The sequence below is a fragment of the Pseudomonas putida genome (genome assembly GCF_002906855.1).
GTDB lineage: Bacteria > Pseudomonadota > Gammaproteobacteria > Pseudomonadales > Pseudomonadaceae > Aquipseudomonas > Aquipseudomonas putida_N.
This window is the reverse complement of record NZ_MINI01000028.1, coordinates 1,557,926-1,578,908: the sequence shown is the minus strand read 5'-3', so window position 1 is coordinate 1,578,908 and position 20,983 is coordinate 1,557,926. Positions and strand designations below refer to the sequence as shown.

Below are 20,983 nucleotides of genomic sequence, written 5' to 3'. Positions count from 1 at the left end.
CATTGGCCTGAAATAAACGTAGGAGCGAGCGCAGCTCGCGATGCGCCGCGCGGGCGGCGCTCGATTTGTGCCCCACTGCAAATCCCAAGGCAGGCACCTCCCAATCCAAACACCATCACCAGCCCGCAAATCCAACGCAGCCCACTGGCAAAACCCCCAAGGTCAGTTACCATGCCTGTTTCAATCCTGAGACAAGGCTGTCCTGTGTTCCCTGGCCCGCCCCCTTACCCTCACCTGCTGCTGCTGACAGCCCTGATCGGCGGCTCGGCCATGGCCGACGATTTGTTCATCGACAACACCGACCTGCCGCAGGTTCTGACCGCCACGCGCCTGAAACAATCCCCGGCGGCGGTACCAGGTAGCATGACCGTACTCGACAACGAGCTGATTCGCGCCAGCGGTGCCCGCGACATCCCCGAACTGCTGCGCCTGGTACCGGGCATGATGATCGGCTACGGCGCCGGCAACCAGCCGACCGTCAACTACCACGGCAGCAACGTCAACGATGCACGGCGCATGCAGGTGCTGATCGACGGCCGCTCGGTGTACCGCGCAGGCCTGGCCACGGTGGACTGGAGCGACATCCCGGTCGCCATCGAGGACATCGAACGAATCGAGGTGTTCCGCGGCCCCAATACCGTCAGTTACGGCGCCAACGCACTGATGGCAGTGGTCAACATCCTCACCCGCAACCCGGCCGACAGCCACGGCACGCGCATGAAACTGACCCGCGGCCAGGATGGCATCAACGACTATTACCTCAGCCACGGCTTCGGCTGGGACGGTGGCGACATGCGCCTGTCGGTGTCCGGCCAGCAGGACGATGGCTTCGACAAGAACCAGTTCGGCCAGGACTACCGTGACAGCCGCCGCCTGAACCGTTTCAACCTCAGTGTCAGCCACGTCCTGGCACCAGACCAGACCCTGGAATGGCAACTGGCGGCCAAGGAAGGCAGCAACCAGCGGCCGTATACCTACCAGCCGGTGTTCCCCTACGTCACCCAGGCCGGCGACAACGCCGACGTCAATGCCAAGGACTATGCCGGTTCGGTACGCTGGAACATCGACTTCAACCCCGAGCACAGCCTGTATGTGCAGGGTTCGGCCCAGCTTTTCGATCGCCAGCAGGTCTGGCGTGCCTGCGATGCGGCGCTGTCGTTCAGCCCCGAGTTGACCCGCCTGTGGCAGATGAATCCCGACTTCGCCGAAAAGGTCGCCCGCGGGGCGAACAACCCGCCAAGCAGCAGCAACCCCGAAGAACAGGCGCTGGTCGATGCGATCAAGGACCAGTGGAACAATCAGGGTGGCAAGAATGTAGTCTGCGGCGATGTCGACCAGAGCACCCGCGAGACCCGCTATGACCTGGAAGTACAGGACACCCTGAGCCTGACAGACAGCCTGCGCCTGCTCAGCGGCATGAATTACCGCTATGACCGCGCCGATTCGCAGACCTACTTCGACGGCAGCATCGACGACCAGACCTGGCGCCTGTTCGGCCAGCTGGAATGGCGCGCCGACGAGCACTGGATTCTCCAGGGCGGCGCGATGTTCGAAGACTCGCGCCTGTCCGGCAGCTCGCTGACCCCGCGCATGGCGGTCAACTACCTGATCACGCCGCGCCACGGCCTGCGTGCAGTGTACTCCGAAGCCGTGCGCTCGCCGGACATGTTCGAGAACAACGTCAACTGGAGCTACACGGTCAAGAACCTGAGCCCCGCTGCATTCGGCCAGCGCAATGCCGAATACTTCGTCAAGACCCGCGGCCCTGGCGACCTCGAACAGGAACGCATGCGCTCGCGCGAGCTGGGCTATAACGGCTACTTCAGTGACTTCGACCTGAGCATGGATGTGAAGCTGTTCTACGACGAGATCACCGGAATGATCAGCGAGCCCCTGAAGAACAACCAGTACATCGCCAGCAATGCCAACAAGGCCCGCTTCAGCGGCAGCGAGGCGCAACTCGACTGGCGCCTGGCGCCACGCGACCGCCTGCGCCTGACCTATGCCTATGTCGATGCCTGGGCCAGCAACCCCGCCGACCGTCGCCTCAGCGCCCGCAACAGTGGCTCGGCCGGCTGGATGCGCGAATGGGGCGAGGGTTGGTCGAGCGCGCTGTTCTATTACGGTGATGACGCCCTCAACACGTACCGCTACGAACGCGTTGACCTGCGCGTGGCCAAGCGCTTCCGTATACAGGACAGCACCCTGGAGCTGGCCGCGCTGTGGCAGCAACGCCTGGACGACCAGCCCACCACGGTGGAGCAGAACCGTTATGACAGCCGCCACCGCCTGAGCGTCAGCGCGGAGCTGGAGTTCTGATGGCCCGGCTGCTACGCCTGCTGCTGTTCTGCCTGTGGCCACTGGGTACGCTGTCTGCCAGCGAAATCCTGCTGGTCGGCGGCGACGACCAGCCTGGCTTTCGCAGCTTTGTCGAAGCCCTGCAAGCCCGCCGCAGCCATGACCAAGTGCGTTTCAAGAGCATTGCCGCACTGCCCCGCCCCGCTCAGCTCAAGGCCGACGTGCGCCTGGTGCTGCTCGACAACAGCGCGCTGGAGTGGCGCCTGAGCGACAACAACGGGCCACCTGCGCTGGCCATGCGCGTCAGCCGGGTACAGGCTGAACAACGCCTGGGAAAGTCGCGCCCTGCTTACCTGACCCTGCTGTGGAGCGACGCGCCGCTGGCACGGCAACTGCGCCTGGCCCACTACCTGTTGCCACAGGCCCAGCGCATTGGCGTGTTATACGGTAAGCACAGTCAGTTTCTGCTCGACGAACTGCGCCAGGCGGCACGCCCGCTGGGCCTGGAGATCGTCGCCCAGGACTGGCCGGACCAACGCGACAGCCGCCCCCTGCAACACCTGCTGGCCAGCAGCGACGTGCTGTTGGGCCTCGATGACCCCGACCTGTACAACTCCAAGACCGCGAAGAACCTGCTGCTTAGCAGCTACGGCCGACAGATGGCGCTGATCGGCCCGAATGCCGGCTTCGTGCGCGCTGGCGCACTGGCCAGCACCTACAGCGACCAGGACGACTGGCTGGCAGTGCTCGACCGGTTGCTCGACCAGCCTCCGGCCCACTGGCCGCGCAGCCTTTACCCGGCGCTCTATGCCGTCAGCGGCAACCAGCAGGTAGCGCGCGCCCTGGGCCTTGAACCGATCGATCCGAACGCCACCGCCAAGGCCTTGGCCGAAGGAGAACCCACCCCATGAGCAAACGCCTGAGCTGGGACATCCATACCCGCACCCAGATCATCAGCCTGGGCCCGGCATTGTTGCTGACCTTGCTGTTGATCAGCTTTTTCACCTTCGTACGGATCCAGGATTTGCGCCAGGAGCTGAACCACACCGGTCAGCTGATTGCCAACCAGCTGGCACCGGCATCCGAGTACGGTGTGATCTCCGGTAACAATGAAGTCCTCGAAGGCCTGATGCGCGCCACCCTGAGCATCCCTCACGTACGCTTCCTCGAAGTACAGGACAGCCGCAACCACATCCTGGTGTACGTCGAGCAGCAGGACGAGAGCAACAACCGGGCGCAGCAGGTGGAAGTGTTCCAGGCGCCGATCCGCCTGCAGCAGATCCGCCTGGACAGCGACTTCCTGCAACAAGGCAAAGCGCCGACACCGGCCATTGGAGACGACTACCTGGGCCGGGTGATCGTCGGCATGTCGGACGATGCCTTCAGCCAGCGCCAGCAGGAAATCGTGATCAAGGCGGCCATCCTGGCGCTGTTCGCCCTGCTGTTCACCTTCCTTCTTGCCCGCCGCCTGGCCATGAGCCTGGCCAAGCCGATCAGCGACATGAGCCATGCGGTCAAGGCCATCCAGCAGGGCGAATACAACGCACCGCTGCCGGTGGTCGACGACAGCGAACTCGGCCACCTGGCGCGGCATATCAACAACCTCGCCAATGCCCTGGACCAGGCCAGCGCCGAACAGAAGCAGGCCATCGCCCAGCTGATCCAGGCGCGCGAGGAAGCCGAACAGGCCAACGGCGCCAAGTCGGAGTTCCTGGCCATGATGAGCCACGAATTGCGCACCCCCATGAACGGCGTGCTGGGCATGCTGCAATTGCTGGAGACCACCCAGCTGACCAGTGAACAGGCGGATTACACCGCGGTGGCCAGCGAGTCCACCGGGCATTTGCTGAAGGTCATCAATGACATCCTCGACTTCTCGCGTATCGAACGCACGACGCTGCAGCTTGAGCACATCGACTTCAACCTGGTTGAGCTGATCGCCAGCAGCGTGCAGTCGTTCCAGCACAGCGCCCAGCAGCGCGGCCTGGAACTGCACCTGCAGTTGCCGGCAGAGGGCACACAGCCGCAGGTGGTCGGCGACCCGACGCGCATCCGCCAGATCCTCCTCAACCTGATCGGCAATGCCCTGAAGTTCACCGAGCGCGGCCAGGTGCAGGTCGAGGCGCACTGGCAACTGCTCGACCGGCAATTGCTGTGGATCACCTGCAGCGTACGTGACACCGGTATCGGCATCGACAGCGAGCGCCTGGAAATGATGTTCGTCGCCTTCCAGCAGGCCGACAGCTCGATTTCGCGGCGCTATGGCGGCACCGGCCTGGGCCTGTCGATCGCCCGTACCCTGGCTGAACGCATGGGCGGCAAGCTGCGCGGTGAAAGCCGCGAAGGGCTGGGCTCGACCTTTACCCTGGAAATGCCACTGCCGCTGGCCAGTACCACATCGGCAACGCTACCCGGCAGTTCGGCGGCCAATGCACCGCTTGAGGTCGGCAAACGCATCCTGCTGGTGGAGGACAATCCGGTCAATCAGAGCGTCATCGAAGCCATGTTGCGCAGCCTGGGGATGGAGGTCAGCGTGGCCCACGACGGGCTTCAGGCGGTGGAGCAGGTCAGCCAGCAGCCGTTCGCCGCGGTGCTGATGGATTGCCGCCTGCCCCATATGGATGGCTATGAAGCGACCCGGCGTATCCGCCTGTTGCCGGCCTGCGCCCAACTGCCGATCATCGCCTTGACCGCCAATGCCCTGCAGGGCGACCGCGAACGTTGCATGGCCGTCGGCATGAATGATTACCTGAGCAAACCGTTCCGCCGCACCGAGTTGCAGCGGGTATTGCAACGCTGGTTGCCTGGACGGACAGCAGCGACTGGCGATAAATGCTAAAGTGCGGCAGTCTTAAGTACTGGACAGGACCTTGTTCGGACCTGAAAATAGACGTTTCAGTGCACACCTGTACTTCTTTCGCCAGGTGCACTGTGACTTTCACCACAACGCAATAGTCTACCTGTAGGCTGCCGTCCCAGAAGCAAGAAGGGTCGGCCGGGAAGATTCATCCCCTGCCACAGGGGGTTATTGAGGAGCTCGCATGACCAAACAACACGCCTTTACTCGGGAAGACCTGCTGCGCTGCAGTCGCGGTGAGCTGTTCGGCCCAGGTAATGCGCAACTGCCCGCGCCGAACATGCTGATGGTCGATCGCATCACCCATATCAGTGAAGAAGGCGGCAAGTACGGCAAAGGTGAATTGGTCGCCGAGCTGGATATCACCCCGGACCTGTGGTTCTTCGCCTGCCACTTCGAAGGCGACCCGGTAATGCCGGGCTGCCTGGGCCTCGACGCCATGTGGCAGCTGGTCGGCTTCTTCCTCGGCTGGCAAGGCCTGCCGGGCCGTGGCCGCGCGCTGGGTTCGGGCGAAGTGAAATTCTTCGGCCAGGTACTGCCGACCGCCAAGAAAGTCACCTACAACATTCACATCAAGCGCGTCCTGAAGGGCAAGCTGAACATGGCCATCGCCGATGGCTCGGTCAGCGTTGATGGCCGCGAGATCTACACTGCCGAAGCCCTGCGGGTCGGCGTGTTCACCTCCACTGACAATTTCTAAGGGTTATTCGCATGCGCCGCGTCGTTATCACTGGTCTGGGCATCGTATCGTGCCTGGGCAATGACAAAGCTACCGTCACCGAAAACCTGCGCAACAGCCGTCCGGGTATCCGTTACAACCCGGAATACAAGGAACAGGGGCTGCGTAGCCAGGTTTCCGGCTCCATCGACCTCAACCTCGAAGAACTGATCGACCGCAAGGTCTACCGCTTCGTCGGCCACGCCGCTGCCTACGCCTACCTGGCAATGCAGGATGCGATCAAGGACTCGGGCCTGACCGAAGAGCAGGTTTCCAACCCGCGTACCGGCCTGGTTGCCGGCTCCGGCGGCGCCTCGACCCTGAACCAGATGGAAGCGCTGGATACCCTGCGCGAGAAAGGCGTCAAGCGCGTCGGCCCGTACCGCGTCACCCGCACCATGGGCAGCACCGTTTCGGCGTGCCTGGCCACCCCGTTCAAGATCAAGGGTATCAACTACTCGATCTCGTCGGCCTGTGCCACTTCCGCACACTGCATCGGCACCGCCCTGGAGCAGATCCAGTGGGGCAAGCAGGACATCGTCTTCGCCGGTGGCGGTGAAGAAGAGCACTGGAGCCAGTCGTTCCTGTTCGATGCCATGGGCGCACTGTCGACCAAGCGCAACGAAACCCCGGAAAAGGCTTCGCGCGCCTACGACGCCGACCGTGACGGCTTCGTCATCGCTGGCGGCGGCGGCATGGTCGTGGTCGAAGAGCTGGAACATGCCCTCGCCCGCGGCGCCAAGATCTACGCCGAAATCGTCGGCTACGGGGCCACTTCCGACGGCTACGACATGGTCGCACCGAGCGGCGAAGGCGCCATCCGCTGCATGCAGCAGGCGCTGTCCACCGTCGACACCCCGATCGACTACCTGAACACCCACGGCACCTCCACCCCGGTCGGCGACGTCGCCGAGATGAAAGGCGTGCGTGAAGTGTTCGGCGACAAGGCACCGAAAATCAGCTCGACCAAGAGCCTGTCGGGCCACTCGCTGGGCGCCGCCGGTGTGCACGAGGCGATCTACTGCCTGCTGATGATGGAAAACAACTTCATCGCCGGCTCCGCCAACATCGACGAGCTGGACCCTGAAGTTGCCGACCTGCCGGTACTGCGCAAGACCGAAGAAAACGCCAAGATCGACACGGTCATGAGCAACAGCTTCGGCTTCGGCGGCACCAACGCCACTCTCGTGCTCAAGCGCTGGACTGGCAAATAAGACGCTGCTGCGGTAACTGAAAACGCCCCGACTGGTTCGGGGCGTTTTCATTTGTATAGCCTGTACTACTTGTTCCTGGGCAACACCGCCAGAAAGTTATCCCGGGCCACTTTGTTGGCCACCTCTTCGGGCAAAGCATCCAGAAACGGCACAAACCCGTGCATCTGCTCCCCCAGGCTGCCAAACCGGCCCACCACATCCGAGCCCAGCATGAACCGGTCCGGATACCGTTCGACCAGTGCCAACCACTCTTTGCGCGGCACGCCCTGCTCGTCCAGCAGATACGGCTGCAGCACACTCCACGACAGATCCACATACAGGTTCGGATAGTCCGCCAGCAACCGCGTCAGCACCGGCAGAAGAAACTCCATGCAGATCTGGTGTCGATGAATCTCCGCGCTGCTCCCCGCATGCGCCCAGATGAAGCGGGTATGCGGATGATTGCGCAGCGGCTCTTCGATCTCCGCCAGGTACAGCGGATTGCGCTCTCGCTTGGAGGTGATGTTCGAGTGCAGCAACACCGGCATGTCGCGCTCCGCCGCCAGGTGGTAAATGCGGGTCATCGCTTCGTTGTTGGCCCGCGGTGTATCGCCACTTGTGAGCGCGGTCAGGTCGTCATGGCGCGTGAAAACCTCACCGATCCCCTGCCACAGCCCAGGGTTGAGTTCGAGCATGCGCTCGATATGGCTGACGGCATTCTTGTCTACCGGATTGAAACCGGTCAGAAACGGATGGAAACGCTTTCGCTGCTCGGCCGGTAATTTTTCCAACGCGGCAGCTACGTAGGTATCGGTCGCGCTGTACCAATAGGCCTCGGCATCGTCGCCAGCGTAGTAGCGCGGGCGCTTGGGTTCGTCTTCATGCCATTTCTTGGCCACCGGAATACCGGAAATCATCGAATGCTCGACACCAGCATCATCCATGGCCTTGATCAGCGCCGGCATGCCTTCGGTTTCCTGAAAGAAATCCACGTAGTGCAGATGAGCATCGCTGAAGCGATAGTCACGGGCCTGCGCCGCCTGGCATAGCCAGCCAGACAACAGCATGCAGGCCAGCGTTCTGGCAATCATGGGCAACCTCCTTTTGCGGGCATCAGCAGGGTAGACCGGGCCGCCAGCGCAACGGTTCAGCATTGCCCGGCAAACCGCTATGCTTGGGGCATTTCCACCTCGCCTGGAGCCCGCCATGAGCAGCCCCCTGATCATCCGCCCACGCGCCGAATCGGTCGAGGGCCAGCCGATCCTGCGCCCGCTACCCTCGGCCCAGTGCCGCAGCGTCGGCCCGTTCGTGTTCTTCGACCATATGCTTGAGACCGACTATGCACCGGGCCATGGCATGGATATCCGCCAGCATCCGCATATCGGCCTCTCCACCCTCACCTACCTGTTCGAAGGCGCGATCCTGCACAAGGACAGCCTCGGCTCGGAGCAGCGCGTGCTGCCGGGTGATGTGAGCTGGATGACCGCCGGCAAAGGTGTGGCGCATGTCGAGCGCACGCCTGAGGACGCCTTGGCCCATGGCTCACGCTTGCACGGGCTGCAGGTGTGGCTGGCCTCGCCACAGCCGCTCGAACAGGGCGAGCCGAGCTACAGCCATCATCCGGCGGCAAGCCTGCCGGTCAGTGATAACCTGGGCGTGCGCATCTGCATGATTGCTGGCAGCGGGTTCTGCCTGGAATCACCGGTGCCGGTGCTCTCTCCTACGCTCTATGCACATGTGCTGATGCAGCCGGCTACCACGCTGGTGGTGCCTGAAGAACATGTGCAACGGGCGCTGTACCTGCTCGACGGTGAGCTGTTCATGGGCGGTGAATCGGTCGAGACCTGTAGCCTGGTCGTACTGCCAGAGGGGGAAGCGGTCACGCTGTATGCCGAGGAAGAATGCCAGTTGGTGCTGATAGGCGGGGACCCGCTGGATGGGCCGCGGCGTATGAACTGGAATTTTGTGGCCAGTGATGGGGAGCTGATCGAGCGGGCCCGGGCCAGGTGGGCTGCGGGGGATTGGCCAGTCGTGCCCGGGGAGACTTCGAGAATCGAGTTGCCTCGCTAGACTGGGGCCGCGCTGCGGCCCCAAAGAGCGATCAGCGCTGGAACACTTCGCTGAGCAGGTTGTGCATCGAGCGGAACGCCCGCTCCGAAGTACGGCGGTCGTACTGCATCTTGCCCGGCACATTGGCACTCGGATCAGTGAACGAGTGCACCGCGCCACCGTAGCTCAACAGCTGCCAGTCCACCTTGGCCGCGTTCATTTCGACTTCGAACGCCGGCAATTGCTCCTTCGGCACCAACGGGTCGGAAGCACCGTGCAGTACCAGCACCGAGCCCTTGATACGCTTGGCATCTTCCGGGTTCGGAGTGTCCAGCGTGCCGTGGAATGACACCGCCGCTTTCAGGTCGGCCCCGGTACGGGCCAGCTCCAGGGCACAGCAGCCACCGAAGCAGAAGCCGAATGTGGCCACCTTGCCCGGCTCCAGCAGCGCCTTGGACTGCCCCAGCAACTGGTCCAGCGCTTCCTTCATGCGCTTGCGCAGTTCTCCGCGGTCGTCCTTCAGCGGCATCATCGCCGCCCCTGCCTCCTCGGCATTAGAGGGACGCACCGACTGCCCATACAGGTCGGCAATCAGTACCACATAGCCCTTCTCGGCCACTTCCTTGGCGATACGCTCGGCACCTTCGCCGATGCCCATCCAGTTCGGCGCCATCACCAGGCCTGGGCGGCCCAGAGCACCTGGCTCGTAGACCAGGCGGCTTTCATAGGCCTTGCCGGACAGGTGATAGACCAGCGATTCGACGATTACCTTGCTCATCAAGCACTCCTTAGGCACTCACTAAAAAAAAGCCCGCCGAAGCGGGCTTTCCTGTGCATCAACTCAAGCAGACAGCTCGACCAGCAGCTTGTTCAGGCGACGAACGTAAGCCGCCGGGTCCTTCAGGCTGTCACCTGCCGCCAGCGCGGCCTGATCGAAGAGGATGTGCGACAGTTCGGCGAAGCGGTCTTCGCTCTGCTCGTTGTCCAGCTTCTCGATCAGCGGGTGAGTCGGGTTGAACTCGAAGATCGGCTTCGAATCCGGCACCTTCTGGCCGCTGGCTTCAAGGATCTGACGCATCTGAAGGCCCAGGTCCTGTTCGCCGATGGCGAGGATCGCCGGCGAGTCGGTCAGGCGGTGCGACACGCGCACTTCGGCGACGCTGTCACCCAAGGCACCTTTCAGGCGCTCGACCAGGCCTTCCTTGCCCTTGGCCACTTCTTCCTGGGCTTTCTTGTCCTCTTCCGAGTCCAGCTTGCCGAGGTCCAGGTCGCCACGGGCAACGTCGACGAAGGCCTTGCCATCGAACTCGTTGAGGTAGCTCATCAGCCACTCGTCGATGCGGTCGGTCAGCAGCAGGACCTCGATGCCTTTCTTGCGGAAGACTTCCAGGTGCGGGCTGTTCTTGACCTGCGCGTAGGACTCGCCGGTGAGGTAGTAGATCTTGTCCTGACCTTCCTTGGCGCGCGCCAGGTAGTCAGCCAGGGCAACGCTCTGCTCGCCGCTGTCGTCCTGGGTGGAGGCAAAGCGCAGCAGGCCGGCGATCTTTTCCTTGTTGGCGAAGTCTTCAGCCGGGCCTTCCTTCAGCACCTGGCCGAAGTTTTTCCAGAAGCCCTTGTACTGCTCAGGCTCGTTTTTCGCCAGCTTCTCCAGCATATCCAGCACACGCTTGGTCAGCGCGGTCTTCATCGAGTCGATGATCGGGTCTTTCTGCAGGATCTCGCGGGAGACGTTCAGCGACAGGTCATTGGAGTCGACCACACCCTTGATGAAACGCAGGTACAGCGGCAGGAACGACTCGGCCTGGTCCATGATGAACACGCGCTGAACATACAGCTTCAGACCGCGCGGCGCTTCGCGCTGGTACAGGTCGAACGGTGCACGGGCCGGCACGTACAGCAGCGAGTTGTATTCGAGCTTGCCTTCGACCTTGTTGTGGCTCCAGGCCAGCGGGTTCTCGAAATCATGGCCGATGTGCTTGTAGAACTCCTGGTATTCCTCGTCCTTTACCTCGGAGCGCGAACGGGTCCACAGGGCGCTGGCGCGGTTGACGGTTTCCCATTCCTGCGCTGGCTTTTCTTCACCTTCGGCGGCTGCAGCCTGCTCTTTGGGCAGCTCGATCGGCAGGGCAATGTGGTCGGAGTACTTCTTGACCACGTTGCGCAGGCGCCAGCCATCGGCGAACTCCTGCTCGTCCTTCTTCAGGTGCAGGACGATGCGGGTGCCACGCTGCGGCTTGTCGATGGTGGCGACTTCAAATTCACCCTCGCCCTTCGACGACCAGTGCACGCCTTCGGTAGCTGGCAGGCCGGCACGGCGGCTGTACACATCGACCTTGTCGGCAACGATGAAGGCCGAGTAGAAGCCAACACCGAACTGACCGATCAGGTGCGAGTCCTTCTTCTGGTCACCGGTGAGGTTCTTCATGAAGTCGGCGGTGCCGGACTTGGCAATGGTGCCCAGGTGGGCAATGACATCTTCACGGCTCATGCCGATGCCGTTGTCCTCGAGGGTGACGGTACCGGCGTCCTTGTCGAAGCTCAGGCGGATCTTCAGGTCGGCGTCGGTCTCAAGCAGCTCTGGCTTGGCCAGGGCCTCGAAACGCAGCTTGTCGGCGGCGTCGGAGGCGTTGGAGATCAGTTCACGCAGGAAGATTTCCTTGTTCGAGTACAAGGAGTGAATCATGAGGTGCAGCAGCTGCTTTACCTCGGTCTGGAAGCCTAGTGTTTCCTTTTGAGCCTCAACACTCATGGTCTTCAAAACTCCGATCTGATGGCAGTGACGCCTAGCGGCCGACATGGCCTGCTTTAACGGCGGATGTCATGCAGATGGGGGCTGCCCGGACGATTTCAAGGGCTTTTCCGGCTCGATCTTGAAATGCGCGCGGGCGGTGGCGATCGGCGACTGTCGATCTGCCTGCCAGGCGGTGATGGCAACGTTGGTCACCCGCCGCCCCTGACGCCACAGCTGGCACTGGGCGTAGGTGTCACGAAAATGCCCGGCGCGCAGGTAGTCGATGGAGAAATCAATGATCTTCGGAATGCTCGCGCTCTCGCTATAGATCAGCAGATACAGGGCTGCGGAAAGCTCCATGAAGCCAGCAATGACACCACCATGGATGGCCGGCAGCAACGGGTTGCCGATGTTGTCCTGGCTGGCCGGCAAGCGGAACAGCAGGTCGTCGCCCTCGCGCTGGCACTCGATGCCGATCAGCCCGGCGTAAGGGATCAAGGCCAGCAAGGGGCCATAGTCGCCGACCGCGTGGGCTGCGTTCAATTGCTGACGAACGTGTTCAGGGATCATGCCCCACCCTCCTTCAGGCTGTTGCCGAAACGGATGCCACCCTTGATCTCCTGGCCCAGGCGCATGAAGGTGCCGACCACCTGGCAGATCGGCTGCTCGGGGTCGTCCTGGTAGGCGGTGCCGCGGGTGAAAATGACGTCACGGGTCACGCGATAGCAATGTGCATGGCCGTAGATCGGCTTGCCGGGGGCGGACGGGTGCATGTAATCGATGCGCAGATCGAGCGTCGGGCACACCTCGAAGCGCGGCAATACGCACAACGTGGCCATGCCGCAGGTGGTATCCATCAACGTGGTCAGAGCACCACCGTGCACCGCGCCGGTCTGCGGGTTGCCGACGATCGCTGGCGACCAGGGCATGACCAACGTCATACCTTCACTGTCAGCATGGGCAACGCGCATCTGCAACCGTTGGCAATGTTTCAATGCCGAGAGAAAACGCTCAGCCATGGCCAACAAGCTTTGATCGTTCATAGGCGAGGTCCATAAGCACTGCCGCAGCGGCATAAAATCAATAAAAAGTCTATATACAACGGGGTGTTATATATCTGTAACCTCTGCGGAACTTATTCCGCATGGCTGAACTCGAAGGAACAAGTCAATTATTCCACCAAGGAGAAACACCCCCATGCGTAAACCTTTTGCTTTTGCTCTGATGCTGGCTGCTGCCATGGGCCTGGCTGCTTGCGATAAAGCGAGCGAAGACAAAGCCCAAGACGCACAGCAACACGCCGAGCAAGCCCAGGAAAAGATGGGCGAAGCTCAGGATAAAATGAACGACGCAGCCAAGGAAAACGCCGAAGCCGCCAAAGATCAGGCTGAAGCCGAGAAGAAGGCCGCCGAAGAGGCCGCCCCGGCTACTCCGGCGCCGGAAACCGCGCCTGCCGAACCTGCCAAGCAGTAATCGAGCGAATAAAAAAACCCGACATTGTCGGGTTTTTTTGTGCTTGCCTTTAGTAGATTAAACGTTTCAGTTAATACTACTGGAACTTTCCCTGGGCATGTCTGTCAGTGCACTTTCGGTTGGCGTGAACACCATGACGTCCAATACATCGGAATGGAACTCACGGCGATACAGAATCAGCACTACACCGACACTCACGACCATGAACAGCCAGGGGCTGATGAACCAGGTCAGCATGGCCATGCCGAAGTAATAAGAGCGCAGGCCAAAGTTGAACTGGTTGGCTGCCAGCGACAGCACCCGTGCGGCACGCGAGGCAAAGGCCTTGCGCTCCTGCTCGTTGACCTGGCGCTCGCCGATCATCGGCGCGGACCCCACCAGCACGGCAGCAAAGTTGTATTGACGCATGCACCAGCTGAAGGTGAAGAAGGCGTAGACGAACACCATGGCCAGGCACAGCAGCTTGATCTCCGACATGCCCTGGGACGCCTGCTGCACCAGCGGCAGGTCGGCGAGCAACGACAGCGCGCGATCCGAAGCGCCCAGTACGGTGAGGATGCCGGCGAGGATGATCAGGGTACTGGAGGCAAAGAACGACGCATTGCGCTCCAGGTTGCCGATCACGCTGGCGTCGGCGATACGGTTGTCGCGCAGCAGCATGCGGCGCATCCAGTCTTCCCGGTACAGGTGCAGCACGCTGGCCAGGCACGCGGTGTCGCGGCCTTTCCAGATGGCATAGCGGGTGTAGCCGCCCCAGCAGAGGGCGAACCAGCAGACGGCCAGGAGGTTGTGGAGGTTGCTTTGGATGAAATTCATGCAGGATTCCCGAGGGCCAGGTGCATAAAGAATAGTGACCGGGTTTCGACGCCCACAAGCGGCAAAAGGCACACACTGAAACGAAAAAGCCCCGCATCCTGTCAGATGCGGGGCTTTCGAGTCTCCACCCTTGGCGAGCACCCTACGGCTTGTGGCCGGTGCCGACCTCAGGCTTCAACGTCTCAGGCCAACGCTTCGCGCGGCTTGCCGAGCATGCGGTCGCAGGCCACGGCGCCAACCAGCGTCACCACCGATGGCACCAGCCAGGCAAGGCCCTGATCGCTAAGCGGCAGGTGCGCCAGAACGTCCGGCAACACATGGGCAATATCGCTCCCTTTGATCGCGTCGACCATGCCGAACACCAGCGACACCAGCATCACCGGGGCCAGGATGCGGGTCGGCGAATTCCACAGGTCCTTCACGAAGCTCAGGCCCACCACCACGATGCATGGCGGATAGATGGCGGTCAACACCGGGATCGAGAACATGATCAGCTTGGTCAGGCCCAGGTTGGAGATCAGCAGCGAGAAGCCTGCCAGGATCACCACCAGAGCACGGTACGACAGCGGCAAAATCTGGCTGAAGTACTCGGCGCAAGCGCAGGTCAGGCCCACCGCCGTCACCAGGCACGCCAAGGCGATCAGCACCGCGAGGAAGCCGCTGCCCAAGGAGCCGAACGTGTGCTGCACGTAGGCGTGCAGAACGGCTGCACCGTTGGTGGCATCAGCGGCGATGTCGTGGCTAGTGGCGCCCAGGCGGAACAGGCTGACGTACACCAGCGCCAGGCCGACACCGGCAATCAGGCCGGCGATGATGGCGTAGCGGGTGATCAGCTTCGGCGACTCAACACCGCGCGAGCGGATGGCGTTGACAATGACGATACCGAACACCAGGGCACCGAGGGTGTCCATGGTCAGGTAGCCATCGGAGAAGCCCTTGGAGAACGCAGCGGCGGCATAGGCCGGCTGCGCTTCACCAATGGTCCCGGCCGGCAGGGCGAAGGCCGCGATGCCCAGCACCGCCAGGGCGATGATCTTCAGCGGCGCGAGGAAGCGGCCAACGGTGTCGAGCAACTTGCCCGGGTACATGGACACGGCCAGTACCACGGCGAAGTACACCAGGCTGTAGATGAACAGCGCCGTCGGGCTTTCACCCGTCAGCGGTGCCACGCCCACTTCGAACGATACGGTCGCAGTACGCGGTGTCGCGAACAGCGGGCCGACCGACAGGTAGCACACGGCCGCCAGCAGGCCACCGAAGAACTTGCCGATCGGGCTGCTCAAGGCGTCCATGCCACCACCGACCTTGGCCAGGGCGACCACGGTGATGACCGGCAGGCCGACGGCAGTGACCAGGAAGCCCAGGGCCGCCATCCACACGTGCGGGCCAGACTGCAGACCGACGATAGGCGGGAAGATGATGTTGCCAGCGCCTACGAAAAGCGCAAACGTCATAAAGCCAAGCGCCAGGATATCCTGGCCTTTGAGAACTTTCATTTAAGGTAGTACCACACTGCTGAAATCGGGATTCGAGAGGGGATTTCCCTTTGGATGAGGGAAATGCTGCCCGGCTTGATAGGCCAGACCCGTTTAGCGTGTCGTTCCCTTTTGGGGTACGGGCACAGAGTGAACGCGTAGATTAACCGTTTTACCCGGTAAACGCACTGATACAGTGCTGCTTGTCCGATGTGCGTATATGTTTGTCGTCTGTGTGACCGGAGACAGTAGGAATTATCACCATATTGAAACTTTCGTCTGCGCGAAAATTCCTATCAAACCCATCGAAAAACCTAACTGCCTGTTCGACCTGCAGAAACGACAAAGGCCACCCGAAGGTGGCCTCTGTGCGCGTGGGGGGTGTAGCAGGTATTACTTCTTGGCTTCCCAGCCGGTCAGCTCGGCCAGGGCCTTGCCGATGTCAGCCAGGGAACGCACGGTCTTCACACCAGCGTCCTGCAGCGCGGCGAACTTCTCGTCCGCAGTGCCTTTGCCACCGGAGATGATGGCGCCAGCGTGGCCCATGCGCTTGCCCGCAGGTGCAGTAACACCGGCGATATAGGAAACGACTGGCTTGGTGACGTTAGCCTTGATGTAGGCCGCCGCTTCTTCTTCAGCCGAACCGCCGATCTCACCGATCATGACGATCGCTTCGGTCTTCGGGTCTTCCTGGAACAGCTTCAGGATGTCGATGAAGTTGGAGCCTGGGATCGGGTCGCCGCCGATGCCCACGCAGGTCGACTGGCCGAAGCCGGCGTCGGTGGTCTGCTTGACCGCTTCATAGGTCAGGGTGCCGGAACGCGAAACGATACCGACCTTGCCCGGCAGGTGGATGTGGCCTGGCATGATGCCGATCTTGCACTCGCCCGGAGTGATGACGCCTGGGCAGTTAGGGCCGATCAGGGTCACGCCCAGCTCGTCGCACTTGACCTTGGCATCCAGCATGTCCAGGGTAGGAATGCCTTCGGTGATGCAGACGATCAGCTTGATGCCGCCGAAGGCAGCTTCCAGGATCGAGTCCTTGCAGAAAGGAGCCGGAACGTAGATGACCGAAGCATCAGCGCCGGTAGCTTCCACGGCTTCCTTGACGGTGTTGAACACCGGCAGGCCCAGGTGGGTGGTGCCACCCTTGCCTGGAGTAACGCCGCCGACCATCTTGGTGCCGTAGGCGATGGCTTGTTCGGAGTGGAAAGTACCCTGCGAGCCGGTGAAGCCCTGGCAGATGACTTTGGTATCTTTATTGATCAGGACGCTCATTACTTGCCCTCCGCAGCTTTGACAACTTGTTGAGCAGCGTCGGTCAGGCTGGTGGCCGCAATGATGTTCAAACCGCTTTCTGCCAGTACTTTAGCGCCCAGTTCGGCATTGTTGCCTTCAAGGCGAACGACAACCGGAACCTTGACGCCGACTTCTTTCACTGCGCCGATGATACCTTCGGCAATCATGTCGCAGCGAACGATGCCGCCGAAGATGTTGACCAGAACGGCCGCGACATTGCTGTCGGACAGAATGATCTTGAACGCTTCGGTAACGCGCTCTTTGGTAGCACCGCCGCCCACGTCGAGGAAGTTGGCTGGCTTGCCGCCGTGCAGGTTGACGATGTCCATGGTACCCATGGCCAGGCCGGCACCGTTGACCATGCAGCCGATGTTGCCTTCGAGGGCAACGTAGTTCAGTTCGAACTTGGCAGCGTGGGCTTCACGGGCATCGTCCTGCGACGGGTCGTGGAAGGTCTTCAGCTTAGGCTGACGGTACATGGCGTTGGCGTCGATGTTGATCTTGGCATCGAGGCAGTGCAGGTCGCCGTCGGCCTTGATCACCAGCGGGTTCACTTCCAGCAGGGCCAGATCGTGATCCTTGAACAGCTTGGCCAGGCCAACGAAGATCTTGGCGAACTGTTGAACTTGCTTGCCTTCCAGACCCAGCTGGAACGCCAGTTCACGACCCTGGAACGGCTGAGCGCCAACCAGTGGGTCGATGGTAGCCTTGAGGATCTTCTCAGGAGTTTCGTGAGCAACTTTCTCGATGTCCACGCCACCTTCGGTGGAAGCCATGAACACGATACGGCGGCTCGAACGATCCACTACAGCGCCCAGGTACAGCTCTTTGGCGATGTCAGTGCAGGATTCGACCAGAATCTTGGAGACGGGTTGACCGTTGGCATCGGTCTGGTAGGTAACCAGATTCTTGCCCAACCACTGTGCAGCGAACGCCTTGGCGTCTTCCTTGCTGCGAACCAGCTTGACGCCGCCCGCTTTACCGCGACCACCCGCGTGAACCTGGGCTTTTACTACCCACTCGTTCCCGCCGATCTTGTCGCAGGCTTCTGCAGCTTGCTCAGGGGTATCGACAGCGAAACCCTTGGAAACTGGCAGGCCGTATTCAGCGAACAGCTGCTTACCCTGATACTCGTGAAGATTCATGCTTTTTACCGTCTTCGTTAGGTACTGCGCTTCGGCGCTGCGCCATTGCTGGCGCCGCACCACCTGTGACCATTGACCCCGGGTTTTCCCGTGTAGTCCGGTCCGGCGGACGTTCCGCGGTGAGTCATGCGCGCAAGACTCACGACGGGCAGCCCGCCGTGGTTTCTTATAATTAACGCTTCTTACGGTTGGCCACGTGAATGGCGCCGCCATTCACTGCCAGCGCTGCTTCATGCAACGCTTCGGACAGGGTTGGATGGCTGAAGACCATCATGCCCAGATCCTCGGCACTGGTGCCGAATTCCATTGCGATTGCGCCCTGCTGTACCAGTTCGGCAGCCGATGGGCCAATCACGTGAACACCCAGGACGCGGTCGGTCTTGGCGTCGGCGATGACCTTGACGAAACCACCGGTATCGTTGGCTGCCATCGCACGGCCGCTGGCCGCGAACGGGAAGGTGCCTACGTTAACCTCAACACCCTCGGCCTTCAAGGCTTGTTCGGTCTTGCCGACCCACGCGATTTCCGGGTGGGTGTAGATGACCGACGGGATCAGGTCGTAGTTCATCTGAGCCTTGTGGCCCTTGATGCGCTCGACGACCATGATGCCCTCTTCCGAGGCCTTGTGCGCCAGCATCATGCCACGCACCACGTCACCGATGGCGTATACGCCCGGAACGCTGGTAGCGCAGTAGTCATCGACGAAGATGTAGCCACGCTCGTCGATGGTCACGCCGCTGTCGGAAGCCAGCAGATCGGTGGTCACCGGACGACGGCCGACCGCGACGATCAGCTTGTCGAAGGTGATCTTCTGCTCGCCTTCGGCGTTGGTGTAGGTCACTTCGACTTCGTTGCCGTTGACTTTCGAGCCAGTGACGCGAGCGCCCAGCTTGATGTCCAGGCCTTGCTTGGTCAGGGTCTTCTGGGCTTCTTTCGACACGGCGGTGTCGGCAGCCATCAGGAAGGTGTCCAGGGCTTCCAGGACGGTGACTTCAGCACCCAGGCGGGCCCATACCGAGCCCAGCTCCAGGCCGATCACGCCTGCACCGATCACGCCCAGGCGCTTCGGTACGGCCTGGAACTCCAGGGCGCCGGTGGAGTCGACGATGACGTTCTGGTCGACCGGAGCCGGCGGAATGTCGATCGGACGCGAGCCGGAAGCGAGGATCACGTTCTCGGCTTCGATGACTTCGGTGGTGCCGTCAGCCTTGGTGACTTCGACCTTCTTGCCAGCCAGCAGCTTGCCGTGGCCCTGGATCGAGGTAACGCCGTTGGCCTTGAACAGAGTGGCAACGCCACCGGTCAGGTTCTTCACGATGCCAGCCTTGCGGCCGACCATCGCGGCGACGTCCATCTTCACTTCGCCAGTGGAGATACCGTGGACGTTGAAGCTCTCTTTGGCTTCCTTGTACTTCCAGGAGCTGTCCAGCAGCGCCTTGGACGGGATGCAACCTACGTTCAGGCAGGTGCCGCCCAGGGCCAGCTTGCCCTCGGCGTCGGTGTACTTCTCGATACAGGCAGTCTTCAGACCAAGTTGTGCGGCCTTGATGGCAGCAACATAGCCGCCAGGACCAGCACCGATTACCACTACGTCGAATTTCTGGGTCATAAAAGATTCCTTATCAGCTACAAGCTACAGGCCGCGAACCGCGCGGCATGGCTTCTCGCGAAGCCAGGGCCGGCACGGTACGCAGCCAGAGGGTTAGATGTCCAGCAGCAGGCGAGACGGATCTTCCAGCAGGTTCTTGATGGTGACCAGGAAGGTTACCGCTTCCTTGCCATCGATCAGGCGGTGATCGTAGGACAGTGCCAGGTACATCATCGGGCGGATAACCACTTGGCCGTTGATGGCCATCGGACGCTGGATGATGTTGTGCATGCCGAGAATCGCGGCCTGCGGCGGGTTGACGATCGGAGTCGACATCATCGAACCGAAGGTACCGCCGTTGGTGATGGTGAAGGTGCCGCCGGTCATTTCTTCGATGGCCAGCTTGCCGTCACGAGCCTTCTTGCCGAAAGTGGCGATGCCGTTTTCGATTTCAGCCAGGCTCATCGATTCGGCGTTACGCAGTACCGGCACCACCAGGCCACGGTCGCTCGACACGGCAACGCCGACGTCGGCAAAGCCGTGGTAGACGATGTCGTTGCCGTCGATCGAGGCGTTGACTGCCGGGAAGCGCTTCAGGGCTTCGGTGGCGGCCTTGACGAAGAACGACATGAAGCCCAGGCGTACGCCGTTGTGGGTCTTCTCGAACAGGTCCTTGTACTTCGAACGCAGGGCCATGACTTCGGTCATGTCGACTTCGTTGAAGGTGGTCAGCATGGCCATGTTCGACTGGGCTTCGACCAGACGCTCGGCGATCTTGGCGCGCAGGCGGGTCATCGGCACGCGCTTCTCGGTGCGGTCGCCAGCGGCAACGACAACCGGGGCAGCAGCGGCAGCAGCAGGCTTGGCCGCAGGAGCCGGAGCCGACTTCTTGTTGGCGACGGCGGCGACGACGTCTTCCTTGGTGATGCGACCACCTTTGCCGGTGCCGGCGACGGTAGCCAGGTCGATACCGCTCTCTTCAGCCAGCTTGCGAGCGGCTGGAGCAGCGATCGGGTCGTCTTCGCCAGCGTCGGCGGCAGCAGCGGCAGCCGGGGCAGCAGCGGCCGGAGCAGCAGCTGGAGCAGCGGCGGCAGCACCACCTTCAACGATCGAACCCAGCACTTCGTCGGACAGGACGGTGTCGCCCTCACCCTTGACGATCGCGCCCAGCACGCCGTCGGCGGTGGCCAGCACTTCCAGGACGACCTTGTCGGTCTCGATGTCGACGATCAGCTCGTCACGCTTGACGGCATCGCCCGGCTGCTTGTGCCAGGTGGCAACGGTGCCATCGGCAACCGATTCCGGGAAGGTTGGGGCTTTGATCTCGATAGCCATTATCTG

18 protein-coding genes are annotated in these 20,983 nt (G+C 61.7%); 7 read left to right on the top strand and 11 right to left on the bottom strand.

Annotation, left to right across the window (positions count from 1 at the left end; translation table 11 throughout):
* Positions 1-171: 171 nt before the first annotated feature.
* The 5 genes from BGP85_RS07655 to fabB all read left to right on the top strand — a co-directional run bounded on the left by BGP85_RS07655 (position 172) and on the right by fabB (position 7,087).
* Positions 172-2,319, top strand: a complete 2,148-nt coding sequence (locus BGP85_RS07655; protein WP_181004465.1) for a TonB-dependent receptor plug domain-containing protein — start codon at positions 172-174, stop codon at positions 2,317-2,319.
* A complete protein-coding gene (locus tag BGP85_RS07650; RefSeq protein WP_103446620.1) occupies positions 2,319-3,209 on the top strand; it encodes an ABC transporter substrate-binding protein in 891 nt (296 codons plus the stop codon). Before BGP85_RS07655 ends, BGP85_RS07650 begins: the two co-directional genes overlap by 1 nt.
* The gene (locus tag BGP85_RS07645) at positions 3,206-5,137 is read left to right on the top strand and encodes an ATP-binding protein (protein WP_103446619.1); all 1,932 of its coding nucleotides are present in this window, start codon (positions 3,206-3,208) and stop codon (positions 5,135-5,137) included. Before BGP85_RS07650 ends, BGP85_RS07645 begins: the two co-directional genes overlap by 4 nt.
* A gap of 202 nt (positions 5,138-5,339) precedes the next feature.
* A complete protein-coding gene (fabA, locus tag BGP85_RS07640) occupies positions 5,340-5,855 on the top strand; it encodes a 3-hydroxyacyl-[acyl-carrier-protein] dehydratase FabA (RefSeq protein WP_012315334.1) in 516 nt (171 codons plus the stop codon).
* Positions 5,856-5,866: 11 nt separating this feature from the next.
* Positions 5,867-7,087 carry a beta-ketoacyl-ACP synthase I gene (gene fabB / locus BGP85_RS07635; protein WP_103446618.1) on the top strand — a complete coding sequence of 407 codons (1,221 nt, stop codon included), beginning with the start codon at positions 5,867-5,869 and terminating at the stop codon, positions 7,085-7,087.
* Positions 7,088-7,152: 65 nt separating this feature from the next.
* Here fabB and BGP85_RS07630 read toward each other — a convergent pair whose 3' ends face one another.
* Entirely contained in the window at positions 7,153-8,157 is a 1,005-nt protein-coding gene (locus BGP85_RS07630; RefSeq protein ID WP_103446617.1) for an amidohydrolase family protein, read from the bottom strand.
* 115 nt (positions 8,158-8,272) lie between these two features.
* Between BGP85_RS07630 and BGP85_RS07625 the strand changes: the two genes are divergently transcribed.
* Positions 8,273-9,136: a pirin family protein gene (locus BGP85_RS07625; protein WP_103446616.1), complete on the top strand. Its 864-nt coding sequence runs from the start codon at positions 8,273-8,275 to the stop codon at positions 9,134-9,136.
* A gap of 31 nt (positions 9,137-9,167) precedes the next feature.
* Here BGP85_RS07625 and BGP85_RS07620 read toward each other — a convergent pair whose 3' ends face one another.
* The 4 genes from BGP85_RS07620 to BGP85_RS07605 form a co-directional block, all read right to left on the bottom strand.
* On the bottom strand, positions 9,168-9,893 hold the full coding sequence (locus BGP85_RS07620) for a dienelactone hydrolase family protein (protein WP_103446615.1): 726 nt from the start codon (positions 9,891-9,893) through the stop codon (positions 9,168-9,170).
* Positions 9,894-9,956: 63 nt separating this feature from the next.
* Positions 9,957-11,864: a molecular chaperone HtpG gene (htpG, locus tag BGP85_RS07615; protein WP_103446614.1), complete on the bottom strand. Its 1,908-nt coding sequence runs from the start codon at positions 11,862-11,864 to the stop codon at positions 9,957-9,959.
* Positions 11,865-11,933: 69 nt separating this feature from the next.
* A complete protein-coding gene (locus BGP85_RS07610) occupies positions 11,934-12,416 on the bottom strand; it encodes a PaaI family thioesterase (protein ID WP_103446613.1) in 483 nt (160 codons plus the stop codon).
* Positions 12,413-12,889, bottom strand: a complete 477-nt coding sequence (locus tag BGP85_RS07605; RefSeq protein ID WP_103446612.1) for a PaaI family thioesterase — start codon at positions 12,887-12,889, stop codon at positions 12,413-12,415. Before BGP85_RS07605 ends, BGP85_RS07610 begins: the two co-directional genes overlap by 4 nt.
* Positions 12,890-13,043: 154 nt before the next feature.
* Between BGP85_RS07605 and BGP85_RS07600 the strand changes: the two genes are divergently transcribed.
* Positions 13,044-13,319, top strand: coding sequence for a hypothetical protein (locus BGP85_RS07600; RefSeq protein WP_016393105.1), 276 nt, complete (start codon positions 13,044-13,046; stop codon positions 13,317-13,319).
* Positions 13,320-13,385: 66 nt separating this feature from the next.
* Here the strand turns inward: BGP85_RS07600 and BGP85_RS07595 are convergent, their stop codons facing one another.
* The 6 genes from BGP85_RS07595 to odhB all read right to left on the bottom strand — a co-directional run bounded on the left by BGP85_RS07595 (position 13,386) and on the right by odhB (position 20,977).
* Positions 13,386-14,135 (bottom strand): DUF599 domain-containing protein, encoded by a 750-nt coding sequence (locus BGP85_RS07595; protein WP_103446611.1) that lies wholly within the window; start codon positions 14,133-14,135, stop codon positions 13,386-13,388.
* Positions 14,136-14,317: 182 nt separating this feature from the next.
* The gene (brnQ, locus tag BGP85_RS07590; protein ID WP_103446610.1) at positions 14,318-15,631 is read right to left on the bottom strand and encodes a branched-chain amino acid transport system II carrier protein; all 1,314 of its coding nucleotides are present in this window, start codon (positions 15,629-15,631) and stop codon (positions 14,318-14,320) included.
* 372 nt (positions 15,632-16,003) lie between these two features.
* The gene (sucD, locus tag BGP85_RS07585) at positions 16,004-16,888 is read right to left on the bottom strand and encodes a succinate--CoA ligase subunit alpha (RefSeq protein ID WP_016393102.1); all 885 of its coding nucleotides are present in this window, start codon (positions 16,886-16,888) and stop codon (positions 16,004-16,006) included.
* Positions 16,888-18,054, bottom strand: coding sequence for an ADP-forming succinate--CoA ligase subunit beta (gene sucC / locus BGP85_RS07580; RefSeq protein WP_003254205.1), 1,167 nt, complete (start codon positions 18,052-18,054; stop codon positions 16,888-16,890). The genes sucD and sucC overlap by 1 nt, the downstream gene beginning before the upstream one ends.
* A gap of 172 nt (positions 18,055-18,226) precedes the next feature.
* The gene (gene lpdA / locus BGP85_RS07575; RefSeq protein ID WP_010954949.1) at positions 18,227-19,663 is read right to left on the bottom strand and encodes a dihydrolipoyl dehydrogenase; all 1,437 of its coding nucleotides are present in this window, start codon (positions 19,661-19,663) and stop codon (positions 18,227-18,229) included.
* A 93-nt stretch (positions 19,664-19,756) separates the two neighbouring features.
* Positions 19,757-20,977: a 2-oxoglutarate dehydrogenase complex dihydrolipoyllysine-residue succinyltransferase gene (gene odhB, locus BGP85_RS07570; RefSeq protein WP_103446609.1), complete on the bottom strand. Its 1,221-nt coding sequence runs from the start codon at positions 20,975-20,977 to the stop codon at positions 19,757-19,759.
* Positions 20,978-20,983: the final 6 nt, after the last annotated feature.